The following is a 12019-nucleotide window of genomic DNA, read 5'->3' as shown; positions in this document are numbered from 1 at the left end:
ATTTACATTTGATATTTAATTCTATAAAAACAGGAAAAAAGAATGCAACTAAATAAAATTTTTAAAGGGTTGGTTATCGCTCTTCCAGTTGTAACTATGATGGCGTGTACGTCAACAGACGAAAGTGCAGACAAAGTTGCCGCTGAAGAAGCAAGAATTGCCCAAGAGCAAGCAGTAGCTGATCGTAAAGCGCAAGAAGCACGTGATTCTATGGTTGAAGCCGGTAACGTTAAACCTATGCTGACTCCTGCAGAAGAAATGAAGCAAGAATTAGTCGCGCTAGAAAATAATCAATTAGTTTACTTTGACTTTGACCGCGCAAATATTAGTTCAGAGTACTACAGTGTGTTGGATCAACACGCTGCGTTTTTAGTGAAAAATAGTGGGCAGTCAGTTGTGATTGAAGGTCATTGTGATAGCCGCGGTACGCCTGAATATAATATTGCCTTGGGTGAGTCTCGTGCTAAATCAGTACAAACTTATCTATTGAATGCAGGTGTGAGCCCATCACAAATATCCGTTGTGTCTTACGGTGAAGAGAAACCTGTTAACAATGGAACATCTGAAGCGGCTTTTGCTGAAAACCGCCGTGGTGTTTTGGTTTACTAATAATAGAAGTCTAATATGATGAAACGCACCTTAGCGATAAGTTTGCTAGGGCTATATGGAGCCGCAGTTATTGCGGCTCCTGCGCCTGTGACAGATGTTACCAGCGGTAGTAGCGACCAACGCATTACAGAGCTGGAAAGAAAGTTTTCGACACGTACAGAAGCACAGCATCGACAGCAAGAGCAGCTGGATGTGATGCAAAACGAGGTGAATGAGCTTCGTGGTGCGATTGAAATGCAAAATTATCAGTTAGAGAAAATTCTTGAGCGACAAAGAGAACTCTATCTGGAAATAGATAAACGTATTGAGGCGGTTAATACTCAGCCTTCTTCAATACCAGCAACTGTTATTAACACTATAGCCACGCCTGATGACGTTACTTTATCGTCGAATGAAAATGAAGCTTATGATAAAGCGGTGAATTTGATCCTCAAAGATAGATTGTATGATCAAGCTATACCTGAGTTTCAATCATTTTTACAAAACTTCCCAAGTTCTAGTTATACGCCAAATGCACATTATTGGTTAGGTCAGTTATTGTTTAACAAACAAGATTGGGCTGGTGCAGGTGTACAATTTCAGTCGTTAATTACAGATTACCCTGATTCAAGTAAAAGAGCTGATGCTACACTGAAGTTAGGAATAACTGAAATGGAACGAGCAAATGCTGCTCGTGCTAAGCAGCTTTGGGAACAAGTTGTTGCTGAATTTCCGGATTCGGCCTCAGCGAAGTTAGCTGAAAAACGACTCAAAGGGATTTAATTAATCTGTTTCCTGTTAGATTTCGATTGTTTTGTTAAAACACAATTGAAAAATTCACAGGTGTTTTAGGTCACTTTTTCAACCATCAAGGATTGTGAAATTGACTATTGTTCGGTTTTTCAGCAAACAGTTGGAATTATTGAAATAATAATGCCATTTGGCTTGCACTGAAGTTTCAATTGAGTATTATATGCCGCCCTCGCAGTGAGGCGGAAAGAAAAATTGAAAAGTGGGTCGTTAGCTCAGCTGGTAGAGCAGTTGACTTTTAATCAATTGGTCGCTGGTTCGAATCCAGCACGACCCACCATCTTTTTTTACTTCAGTCCTATAGTACATTCGTAAAACTAAACATTTTTATAGTATCGAAACACTACTTATTGTTCATCATCTCGCAAATTCAATATATCTATCAAATTTTTTAACGATAAAGTAAGAAGTTCACTTAACAAAACAAGTTAAAGCTAAGCATAATATGCACTAGCTATAGTCTTCATGCTAAGTTATACATGTATATGTGGTGAACGCTCGCCAAAAGTCGCATTTAACCTACCCTAGTTGATTGGTATTGCTTGTTACAGTTATATTTTTATAACTTGTTACGATTGGACATGCAGTAAAATTAATCTAAGATTACAATCAATGTAATAGACCCAATGGTGTACTAAATTAATGAATGTACAAGAATATGCTGTAAACGCTGGTGATATATTTGTTTTGCCTGAAGCTGTGATAAAAGTTAAGCAATTAATCGATGATGATGCGACATCTATGGACGATATTGCAGAAGTGATTAATTATGATCCGGCCATCATGTCACAAGTCTTAAAGATTTCTAACAGCGCCTTGTATAAATTCCCTCACACTATTACCACAGTGACAAAGTCTATTCAGGTTATTGGTACGCGTTCAATCTATGATCTTGTTTTAGCTTATGGCGTGGCAAACGCTTTTAAAGATATAGATCCAGAAACAATCGATACGGAAAAGTTTTGGGAGCAAGCAGTAAGTTGCGCCTTAATATGTAAATATCTCGCTGAAGAAATAAACCTAAAAGAACCGGAAAAATTGTTTGTTTGCGGCCTGTTACATAATATAGGTGAATTGGTTTTAGTGCAGTTAAACCCAGAAGTAGCGAAAAAATGTGCCTCTATCTCAAGTGAAAATACGCCTTTGATGTTGCAAAAAAAGTACTTGAGTTTCTCTTATGCAGATATTTCATCTGAACTATTGAAAATTTGGGGGATTCCCAACGATATTTCGCAAATAGTGTCAAAAATACATGTTAATGAGCACTCGGCTCAGAGCGAAGAGGAAAAAATTATTCAATTAGCTTACTTATTAGCTCTAAATAACGTTAATGGTGAATTCTATTCATCCCATGCGAATGTTACTGAGGAAATGTACGAAAGCCTAGGGGTGGATATAGAGAATATTAACGATGCACTAGACTTTAGTAATTTACAGTTAATGAGTGTTTTAGCTTTATTTAGCCCTTCTTCTTTCACGATATTCTAAAAAAATTGCGCGCGGTTAATTAGAGTTAGCCTTTGCGCGTAATTAGTTAGCCATTGAATTAGGCAAATACTGCCACTACCTGTCTGCTAATGGCCACTAAAGTGCCATGCTTGTCAAAAATATTAGCCTCGGTATGGGCATAACCGTCTGCCGCTTGCCTTGTTTCAGCCTGGTAAGCGAACCAGTCACTTCCTGAACTTTTTTGATGTGGATGGATAAACTCTAGATTCCAGCTCATTGTACTAGCCATAGCGGGTAGATCTAACATTTGTAAAACTGTTGGTGGCCATATGTCGATTAAGGCAACCAAATGAGCATCATAAAAGTCACTTGGTTTTTTATTGAAACGCATCCATCCGTGCACATCACTGTCTTTTTTACCTGTAAAGGGCAACCCGCCTTTCGTTTGCGCCAAATCGAAATGTCCTAAAAACTTGGGTATTCCATTTGAATTTTTGGGTGAAAAATCTGATTTTTGTGGGTAATCCATTTTGTGTTGTAAGTCATTCGATACAATAATTTGAGATGGCCGGGCAATGCCAAAGCTCGCTTGGCTCATTACTGCTACTTTATTGTCTTGTACTAGATGAGCTACCACCTGAGTCACATTCTTGCCCTCTCTTAGCACTTCAACGGTGATGCTAAACTCACTATCCGGCTCTATAGGGCCAATAAAATTGGTGTTAAGTGAACGCATCACTTTTTCTGGAGAAACTGCTTCACGCATGGCTTGATATAATATCGATGCTGAAATACCACCATAAAGTGTACGACCTTGAGACCAGCTGCTGGCTACTGATAGTGTTATAACTTTAAGATTTGATTTTGCTTGCTGTTTGACAGAATTTAACAATGTATCAATATGCATGGTGATATTTGCTCGGTTATTAATTAGTCATAAACTGACCTGATTTGTATTTATTTATATTAATGATTAGTTAACGTTGCATGATTTCATGTCTTTATAATTGGACATAACTATTTGTTATATTTACAAAAAATTAACAAATTAGCTTGAAATTACTAGGTCTGCAACCGTAACATGAGGAACGAATTTAAATACGTAGGTCAGAGGGTATATTGATGGTAGGTGACGATAAAGTGGGTAGCGAATCCGAAGAAAGTCCAACAGCCATTTCAAATGGCTATCGTAATTATGTGTTATTCATATTGACTCTGATTTATGCGTTTAATTTTATTGATCGTCAAATAATAGGCATATTGTCGCCTTTTATAAAGGCAGATTTGGGTTTAGACGATGCACAATTGGGCTGGCTTAAAGGAATTTACTTTGCTCTGTTGTATACCCTCCTAGGTATTCCTATTGCTTGGCTCGCGGATAGATATAGTCGAGTTAATATAGTTGCAATTTCACTGACGCTTTGGAGTGGTTTTACTGCTGCATCAGGTTTAGCCGGAAACTTCACTCAACTTGCTTTAGCCCGAATCGGCGTTGGTATTGGAGAGGCGGGTGGTAGTCCGCCTTCCCATTCAATCATTTCAGATTTGTTTCCCAAGGAAAAACGCGCTGGTGCTTTAGCTGTTTACTCGTTGGGCATTCCATTTGGTATTATGTTGGCGTTTTTTGCATCGGCATTTTTTCTCAGAGGTGGAGAGGCTGACTGGCGCATGGTCATGATAGCGGTTGGTTTACCAGGAATCGCATTGGCCATCTTGCTTAAGCTAACGGTCAAAGAACCTGCTCGTAGTGGTAATATGCAAACGGCTTCGGCTCAGGGGAAATCATGGCATTCAATTAAGGCGCTATTATCTATTAAGTCTTGGTGGGGAATGTGTTTTGCTATTTCTTTCGGATCCTTTGGTAATTACGCTATATCTACCTGGATGATTGATTTTTACGTGCGTGCTCACGCTGGTTTAGATATCACTCAATTCCTAATCATATTGGGAGTTATCAATGGAACTGCTTATGCAGGCGGTGTTTGGCTTGGCGGTGTATTGGTTGATAAGTGGGGAAAAACTAACAGAGGGGCATACGGACTAGTGCCAGCATTAGCTTTGATAGTAGGCGCACCAGCGTATTACTTTTCATTACAAGTTGCATCACTAGAATTGTCTATCGCACTGGTGACCATTTTGCTCTTTACTAGTGGATTTTATCTTGGACCCTCTTTTGCTTTGGCGCAAACTCTCGCCCCAGTAAAAGTTCGGGCGATGTCTACGGCGTTATTCTTCTTTGTGTTAAATATCATTGCCTTGGGTGGAGGACCGACTTTTATTGGTATAGTGAGTAACTTTTACACGGAGCAGCATGGTGAAGTAGAAGCGTTAAGATTATCCTTATCTTGGTTAGCAGTGCCTTACATCATGTCGATTATCGCATTCTTTTGGACTGCGAAGCACATTCCGGCTGATTGGAAGGCTGCTGAAATTCGTAATGGATAACAAAAGTGACAAACCCATGTTTGTTAAGGTTTGTTTGGTCTAGCTGCGGGTATTTGAGATTATTAATTTAGAACATCACTGAAGGATTAGTCATAAAATAAGGCTCTCATATGGGAGCCTTATTTCATTCAAACTAACGGGTTATAAATGACTGAATCAACAAATATTAATTTACACTTTGCCCATGCTAATGGGTTTCCAGCTGGCAGCTACCAAGAGATTTTCAATCAATTCCCCGATGATTTTGAGGTGTTTGCCTTAACTAAATTTGCCCACTCAGAACGTTTTCCGGTGAATGCCAATTTAGCTAATCAAGTGGCAGAGTTGATTGATTATTTAACCAATAAGGTAGCCAAACCTGTTTATTCAGTAGGCCACTCAATGGGCGCTGTTGTGTCTTTTATGGCCGCGTGTGAAAGGCCTGATTTAATCAAAGGTGTTATCATGCTCGACCCGCCCATCGCCTCAGGGCTGGCTAGAATAGCATTTAAGCTATTAAAATATTCTCCGTTAATTGATAAAGTTTCACCGGCAGGAAAAGCCAAAATTCGCTGTCAAAGCTGGCCTTTAGGTACTGACTTGGTGGATTACTTCAAGAACAAAGCTTTATTCAAAAAATTTCAATTGGACTGTGTCCAAGATTACGTATTAGCTGCAGTTGACGAAGGAGAGGGGCAATTAAAACTTAACTTTGACGCGCAGATTGAGGCGAGTATATATCGCAATGTGCCACATAATATTAACCAATATTACAAACGCCTAACCGTTCCTGGGCTACTTGTTACTGGCAGTGATAGCGATGTGTGTATCCCATCACTTTTGGCGACTTTTGTTAAAAAGAGCAAGATTGAACATGTTATTTTTGAAGGTGGTGGGCATATGTTCCCCATGGAAAAACCACAGCAAGTCGCAAAAATCATTAGCGATAGAATTCGTTTATGGGAGAATACAGGGATTAGGTAGTAAAAAGCCGCTAATTAGCGGCTCTGTATTAACTGTGTTGGTGTTTTAAAGAGAAAAGCTTAGTAACCTACTTTTAACCCTAACATTTCCCGTGTAACCAACACCACGCCTTTTTCTGAGACTCTAAAACCCCGGGCTAAATCTTCTTCACGGCTATGACCTATAGTGGTGCCTTCAGGAACAATACAACCACGGTCAATAATCGCTTTTCTAATTCGACAATTGCGCTGCACTTCAACGTCTGGCAATAATACAGAGTCCTCTATTTCACTATAAGAATGCACTCTGACGTTTGAAAAACATATACTACGGCGTAAGGTAGCCCCGGAAATTATACAGCCACCGGACACCACTGAATTAATCGCTGTACCTCTGCGGTTATCTTCTTCCCATACAAACTTGGCGGGAGGTAATTGCTCTTGGTAGGTCCAAATAGGCCATTTTTTATCATATAAATTAAGTGCAGGTACTGGCGCAACCAATTCCATGTTGGCTTGCCAGAAAGAATCTAAGGTCCCTACATCACGCCAATAAGCTTCATGTTCACCATCACTTTCGAATTGGAAGGCGTAAACTGAACCTTCTTCGATGATTGAAGGAATAATATCTTTACCGAAGTCTCGTTCAGAGCCTGAAGTTTCGGAATCTGCTTTTAACTGCTCAAACAAAAATTCAGTATCAAATACGTAATTGCCCATTGAAGCTAAACATTTTGTAGGATCGTTAGGCAAAGGTGTCGGGTGTTCTGGCTTTTCTTCGAAGCCTATAACTTTTAAATTTTCATCTACCGACATGACACCAAACTGTCCAGCTGCTTCTTCTAAAGGAACTGGCATACAACTTACTGTCATTTTTGCACCAGACTCGGCATGTTGCGCAAGTAGGTTGCCGTAATCCATTCGATATATATGATCACCAGATAACACCATCACATACTTAGGTAATTCGTCACGGATAATGTCGATGTTTTGAAAGACTGCATCTGCAGTACCTTCATACCAGTTATCTGAAAACCTTTGTGATGCAGGAAGAATTTCAACTGACTCTCCCAGTTCTTTTTTGAAGTGTCCCCATCCTCTGACAAGGTGGCGGATTAAGGAGTGGGATTTGTATTGTGTAACAACACCTACATTGCGGATCCCTGAGTTAATACAATTAGACAGGGGGAAATCAATGATTCGAAACTTTCCCCCAAAATATAGGGCAGGTTTTGCACGCCAGTTCGTTAGCTCATAAAGTCTCGAACCTCTGCCCCCCGCTAGAATAAGTGCGTAAGTATCGCGCGTTAAATTACTAATATAGCGAGATGGTTGTTTTGCCATAAATTCTTACTCCATCAAAAATAAAATTGCTTAATATTGTGTTACATGACTCTTAACTGACTGTTTAAATACTAAGTTCAGTTTACACAACAACCCTCTTAACTCAATCCTAAAGTCCTCTGTTTACGATGAGTTGGACTTTGTTGTCCTTGACAATTAACTTAAACGGTTAATTCCTATACAAATTGCTCAACCAAGCATGAGTCAATGATTGTGCTAAGTGATTTAATGGCTAATTTTTCTATTATCGACAGCTCTCTTAACACCGCTACTCACCTTTTATTCTTTTTGAATATACTAATCGTAGGGTAAGTTACTCATGAGTTAGATTATTTTGGTTTGAAGCCATTTCAAGTAATGAAGTAGGGCAAGGAGAAATAAACATGTTGAAAGTCGCCATATTAGCATTTGAGAAAATCGCAACTTTTGAACTGGCATGTGCGATTGAAATTTTCGCGTTACCACGACCAGAATACGACAATTGGTATCATGCCGAGGTGGTTTGTTTTGAGAAAGGCCTATTGGCAGCAACAGGTGGAGTGAATATTTCTGCGAAAACAATACAGACATTAAATCATTATCATACATTAGTGATCCCCAGTTGGAATACACGAAACAATCATGTCCGTTTAGATATGGCTGAACAAATCAATTCGTTCTCGAAACGGGGAGGGCGAATTGTTTGTTTTTGCTCTGGAGCCTTTCTATTGGCTCAGTTAGGCTTATTACAAAATAAAAGCGCAACAACACATTGGCGCTATAGCGAAATATTTAAACAACGATTTCCCCTAGTCAATTTAATGAATGATGTGTTGTATACCCATGATCAAAATATAAGCTGTTCTGCAGGCAGTGCTGCCACTTTAGATTTAGGTATTGACATAGTTCGACAAGATTTTGGTCATGAAATAGCTAATCAGGTGGCCAGACGCCTTGTTATATCGCCTCATAGGCAAGGTGGTCAGGCACAATATATCGAAACGCCAGTGACTAAAAATACTGGCGCTTTTAGTCGCACACTAGACTGGGCAATTAAACATCTAAATCACCCCCTATCGGTAGACGATTTAGCTAAACAGGAAAATATGTCACGGCGTACTTTTGATCGGCATTTTAAGCGTTCCATAGGACTTAGCCCTAAAGCTTGGATAAATCAGCAAAGGATCAATTTGGCTAAACAATTGTTAGAAATTGAAGATTTGTCCATCGAACAGTTGGCCGCAAAAGTTGGATATGATAATGGCATCACATTAAGATTTAACTTCAATAAATATGTAGGTGTGGCGCCAAGTCAATATCAGTCACAGTTCAAAAACATCGGAGTTTAGAGTAAAAAAATCAACCAAAGTGCTTGATAAACCTACAATTTACTAGTTTACTATTCAGTAGGTTAAGGCATTTTATGCTGCATCGAAGATTCGTTTTTGAGAGTAGCGTTTATTAAGGATAGTTAAATGACAGGTTTTACAGTTCATGGAAGTCTTGATTTACATATTCAAGATAGAATTTTATTTATTGAAGGTTGTGGGCCTTGGAATCTAGAGTCAGTAAAAGATGCATATAATCGATTTGGACCCTTGGTAGAATCTTTGTACGGAAGTCCTTGGGGGTCGTTAGTTATATTACACGGTGATCCGATTTATGTGCCAGATGCCGCAGATCACATAATCAAAACAATTATAAATGAGCGTAAGAAGGGCAATGTCGCCAGTGCTATTTTAGTTGGTGAGTCTAATTCGCCAGAGTTTGCAAAACGCCATCTGAGTGAATTACATACAAAAGCCGGCGATACGTTTCGTTTTTTTTCTAATCGAGAGGACGCTGCCTGGTGGTTAGTGCAAAAAATCACCTCAGCTCAAATTATTTAGAGCTTGGTAAATTTTATGCTTGCAAAACATCTTGGTAATTTAATGCTTTCTCAATTTTAGTCAAAAGTTGGTGAGTGACAAAAGGTTTAACGATAAGATCAGTTGCACCCTCACTTTTACATAGGTTGGTAAGCTCGTCATTATTAAAAGCTGAAATAAACATAAAAGGAACTGATATATTTTTCTTTCTAAATTTAATTAATATATCTAAGCCATTATATTTAGGCATTTCATAATCACACAATACCAGATCTATGCGAGTCTTATTTTTGTTAATTAAAAAATCAAGTGCTTCCGATGCGTGCTGAAACTTGTTTACATTGACCTCAGTCAAATCAGAAACAACGTGCGCCAGTAGCTCTAAATCAATTTCATTATCATCAATAATAACCACGTTATAGTTTTGAGTATGTGACAGAGTGACAGCTGATTGCTTAAAAAGTACAGCATAATCTTAAACTTAGGCTTTTGAAAAGGTTAAATTTTTAAAACTGCCGTAAAGGTTAGAAGAAAAAAAACATTCATATTCAAAAACATCTGCATATGAATGGATATCTCGTCTCTTAAGTTCGCTTTTTATTCCATGCTCTTAACAATAGATATATACCGACCATAAAAAATGGAATGCTCAGCGCTTGTCCTGTGCTAATCCAAACGTCTCCTGTATATGCGGCTTGTTTTACTTTGACGAATTCGATCGCGAATCTAGCAGTGAACACTAGACATAAAAAAGCGCCGAATAGAGCGCCTAATTGCCGCTTAATGTTTGAAAAGCGATAGAGTAATACCAGCACTATAAATATGCTCAAATAAGACAATGATTCGTATAGTTGGGCTGGATGCCTAGGTAGTAGGTCTATGCGAGAAAATACCACAGCCCAAGGCACATCAGTTTGAATTCCGATTATTTCGGAATTCATGAAATTAGCAAATCGAACAAAAAAGCCAAATAGAGCAGTGGCGATCGCTAGCCTGTCTAATAACCACAAATATTCAACTTTATGTTTTCGTTGGAAAAAATATACCGCTAGGATCACGCCTAAACCACCACCATGGCTGGCCAATCCGCCCTCCCAGATGGCTAATATCTTCAGTGGGTTATTAAGATAAAATTCTGGGTCGTAGAATAAGCAATGACCGAGTCTGGCACCCACGATAATTCCGAAAACACAATGCATCAGCAATGAGTCTAGTAATTCCAATTTGACTTTTTCTTGCTGGAATATCCATTTCATGACTTGTAAACCGGCTAAAATTGCGGTGGCAAATAAAGCACCATACCAATGTATTTTTAATCCAAAAAATTCGACTAATACTGGGTTAACATCCCAAGTGAAAAATTCCATTCAATCTAGTCCTACTGATGTTTACGTAAAAAATAAAGTGATAAGTTTTAAGATTGTACCTGAATGCGTTTTTTCACACACCGTTTTGCTTGGGATTTTTTAATCGAAGTCGAGGTGGGTGACCTGTTATGACTGTGTAGTAGGCCAAAACACATAGAAGTGAAAAAATGATCATGCTGATACTGATTTTTTGCCAACCATCCACAAATAGTGTGTACAGCAACATACCCACTACTAATAAAGTGGGTGATGCGACTAATGCAATCATCACTCTGACATTTGCTGGCAATACCTTGGGTACAGAAAGTTGTTCAGTCAAAGGGAGTTTTGTCCTTATATGTTTAGGGCTAGCGCTACCTTAGAGTTAGACCGTCTGCCTAAGGATTGCATCATGTTTAGTCCCGCATGAGTTAGCTTTGTAAGATCTATGCCGGTTTTAATATTCATGCCGTCTAACATATAGATTAAGTCTTCCGTGGCAACATTGCCAGAGGCACCTTTTGCATAAGGACAACCGCCCAATCCTGAAACAGCACTGTCTACTACTGAAATACCTTGTTGTAAGGCAATCAAAATATTTGCCAGTGCTTGGCCATAGGTATCGTGAAAATGTACCGCCAGTTTATTTTCAGGAATAAGATTTAATACTGTGTTCAACATCTGCTGTGTTTTTACGGGTGTACCCACACCAATCGTATCGCCCAAAGACACTTCGTAGCAGCCCATATCAATTAATTGTTTACTGACTTGAGCTACTTTTTCAGGCGCAATGTGCCCTTCGTAGGGACAACCCAATACACAAGATACGTAACCCCTAACGGGAAGTTGATGTTTTTGTGCCAGCTCAATCACGGGTAAAAATCGCTCAAGACTTTCAGCGATAGAGCAATTAATATTTTTTTGTGAAAAGGCTTCTGATGCGGCACCAAAAATAGCGACTTCATCTGCTTGCGCTTCAATCGCAGCCTCTAATCCCCGTAAATTTGGCGTCAGGGCGGTATAACGCACATTATTTTGCCGTTTAATTTGTTGAAACACCGCGGTACTGTCAGCCATTTGCGGCACCCACTTCGGTGAAACAAAACTACCCGTTTCAATTACAGTGCAACCTGCATCAGCCAGTTGTTCAATTAGGGCTATTTTAGCGGCTAATGGCACCATACCTTGCTCATTTTGTAAGCCGTCTCTTGGACCAACTTCGACTATTTTCACCGACTTAGGTAACATT

13 protein-coding genes and 1 tRNA gene are annotated in these 12019 nt (G+C 39.2%); 8 read left to right on the top strand and 6 right to left on the bottom strand.

Annotated elements, in window-relative coordinates:
- Nucleotides 1-42: 42 nt before the first annotated feature.
- The 4 genes from pal to QZ488_RS02050 all read left to right on the top strand — a co-directional run bounded on the left by pal (nt 43) and on the right by QZ488_RS02050 (nt 2886).
- Entirely contained in the window at nt 43-609 is a 567-nt protein-coding gene (gene pal, locus QZ488_RS02065; protein WP_293745974.1) for a peptidoglycan-associated lipoprotein Pal, read from the top strand.
- Between the two features lie 15 nt (nt 610-624).
- Entirely contained in the window at nt 625-1371 is a 747-nt protein-coding gene (gene ybgF / locus QZ488_RS02060) for a tol-pal system protein YbgF (RefSeq protein WP_293745973.1), read from the top strand.
- Between the two features lie 231 nt (nt 1372-1602).
- Nucleotides 1603-1678 (top strand) — tRNA-Lys (locus QZ488_RS02055).
- Between the two features lie 362 nt (nt 1679-2040).
- On the top strand, nt 2041-2886 hold the full coding sequence (locus QZ488_RS02050) for an HDOD domain-containing protein (RefSeq protein ID WP_293745972.1): 846 nt from the start codon (nt 2041-2043) through the stop codon (nt 2884-2886).
- A 58-nt stretch (nt 2887-2944) separates the two neighbouring features.
- On the opposite strand, the gene QZ488_RS02045 is transcribed toward QZ488_RS02050, so the two are convergent.
- Nucleotides 2945-3754 carry a thioesterase family protein gene (locus tag QZ488_RS02045; protein WP_293745971.1) on the bottom strand — a complete coding sequence of 270 codons (810 nt, stop codon included), beginning with the start codon at nt 3752-3754 and terminating at the stop codon, nt 2945-2947.
- Nucleotides 3755-3969: 215 nt separating this feature from the next.
- On the opposite strand from QZ488_RS02045, the gene QZ488_RS02040 reads away from it, so the two are divergent.
- Nucleotides 3970-5292, top strand: coding sequence for an MFS transporter (locus QZ488_RS02040; protein WP_293745970.1), 1323 nt, complete (start codon nt 3970-3972; stop codon nt 5290-5292).
- A gap of 147 nt (nt 5293-5439) precedes the next feature.
- Complete coding sequence (locus QZ488_RS02035) at nt 5440-6255, top strand: alpha/beta hydrolase (RefSeq protein WP_293745969.1); 816 nt, start codon at nt 5440-5442, stop codon at nt 6253-6255.
- Between the two features lie 59 nt (nt 6256-6314).
- On the opposite strand, the gene glgC is transcribed toward QZ488_RS02035, so the two are convergent.
- Nucleotides 6315-7577: a glucose-1-phosphate adenylyltransferase gene (gene glgC / locus QZ488_RS02030; RefSeq protein WP_293745968.1), complete on the bottom strand. Its 1263-nt coding sequence runs from the start codon at nt 7575-7577 to the stop codon at nt 6315-6317.
- A gap of 383 nt (nt 7578-7960) precedes the next feature.
- Between glgC and QZ488_RS02025 the strand changes: the two genes are divergently transcribed.
- Nucleotides 7961-8905 carry a helix-turn-helix domain-containing protein gene (locus QZ488_RS02025; RefSeq protein WP_293745967.1) on the top strand — a complete coding sequence of 315 codons (945 nt, stop codon included), beginning with the start codon at nt 7961-7963 and terminating at the stop codon, nt 8903-8905.
- 126 nt (nt 8906-9031) lie between these two features.
- Nucleotides 9032-9445, top strand: coding sequence for a hypothetical protein (locus tag QZ488_RS02020; protein ID WP_293745966.1), 414 nt, complete (start codon nt 9032-9034; stop codon nt 9443-9445).
- Between the two features lie 13 nt (nt 9446-9458).
- Here QZ488_RS02020 and QZ488_RS02015 read toward each other — a convergent pair whose 3' ends face one another.
- The 4 genes from QZ488_RS02015 to QZ488_RS02000 all read right to left on the bottom strand — a co-directional run bounded on the left by QZ488_RS02015 (nt 9459) and on the right by QZ488_RS02000 (nt 12018).
- The gene (locus tag QZ488_RS02015) at nt 9459-9839 is read right to left on the bottom strand and encodes a response regulator (RefSeq protein WP_293745965.1); all 381 of its coding nucleotides are present in this window, start codon (nt 9837-9839) and stop codon (nt 9459-9461) included.
- 169 nt (nt 9840-10008) lie between these two features.
- Nucleotides 10009-10791 carry a prolipoprotein diacylglyceryl transferase gene (gene lgt / locus QZ488_RS02010; RefSeq protein WP_293745964.1) on the bottom strand — a complete coding sequence of 261 codons (783 nt, stop codon included), beginning with the start codon at nt 10789-10791 and terminating at the stop codon, nt 10009-10011.
- A gap of 73 nt (nt 10792-10864) precedes the next feature.
- On the bottom strand, nt 10865-11110 hold the full coding sequence (locus tag QZ488_RS02005) for a hypothetical protein (RefSeq protein ID WP_293745963.1): 246 nt from the start codon (nt 11108-11110) through the stop codon (nt 10865-10867).
- 14 nt (nt 11111-11124) lie between these two features.
- Nucleotides 11125-12018, bottom strand: coding sequence for a hydroxymethylglutaryl-CoA lyase (locus QZ488_RS02000; protein WP_293745962.1), 894 nt, complete (start codon nt 12016-12018; stop codon nt 11125-11127).
- Nucleotide 12019 lies beyond the last annotated feature (1 nt).

The sequence above is a fragment of the uncultured Paraglaciecola sp. genome (genome assembly GCF_913020055.1).
Lineage (GTDB): Bacteria > Pseudomonadota > Gammaproteobacteria > Enterobacterales > Alteromonadaceae > Paraglaciecola.
Note: the sequence above shows the minus strand (reverse complement) of the source record. Positions and strands in the feature narration are given on the sequence as shown.

Coding starts and splice junctions, on each gene's coding strand:
- pal (WP_293745974.1), top strand. CDS start 43: ATGCAACTAAATAAAATTTTTAAAGGGTTGGTTATCGCTCTTCCAGTT.
- ybgF (WP_293745973.1), top strand. CDS start 625: ATGATGAAACGCACCTTAGCGATAAGTTTGCTAGGGCTATATGGAGCC.
- QZ488_RS02050 (WP_293745972.1), top strand. CDS start 2,041: ATGAATGTACAAGAATATGCTGTAAACGCTGGTGATATATTTGTTTTG.
- QZ488_RS02045 (WP_293745971.1), bottom strand. CDS start 3,754: ATGCATATTGATACATTGTTAAATTCTGTCAAACAGCAAGCAAAATCA.
- QZ488_RS02040 (WP_293745970.1), top strand. CDS start 3,970: ATGGTAGGTGACGATAAAGTGGGTAGCGAATCCGAAGAAAGTCCAACA.
- QZ488_RS02035 (WP_293745969.1), top strand. CDS start 5,440: ATGACTGAATCAACAAATATTAATTTACACTTTGCCCATGCTAATGGG.
- glgC (WP_293745968.1), bottom strand. CDS start 7,577: ATGGCAAAACAACCATCTCGCTATATTAGTAATTTAACGCGCGATACT.
- QZ488_RS02025 (WP_293745967.1), top strand. CDS start 7,961: ATGTTGAAAGTCGCCATATTAGCATTTGAGAAAATCGCAACTTTTGAA.
- QZ488_RS02020 (WP_293745966.1), top strand. CDS start 9,032: ATGACAGGTTTTACAGTTCATGGAAGTCTTGATTTACATATTCAAGAT.
- lgt (WP_293745964.1), bottom strand. CDS start 10,791: ATGGAATTTTTCACTTGGGATGTTAACCCAGTATTAGTCGAATTTTTT.
- QZ488_RS02000 (WP_293745962.1), bottom strand. CDS start 12,018: ATGTTACCTAAGTCGGTGAAAATAGTCGAAGTTGGTCCAAGAGACGGC.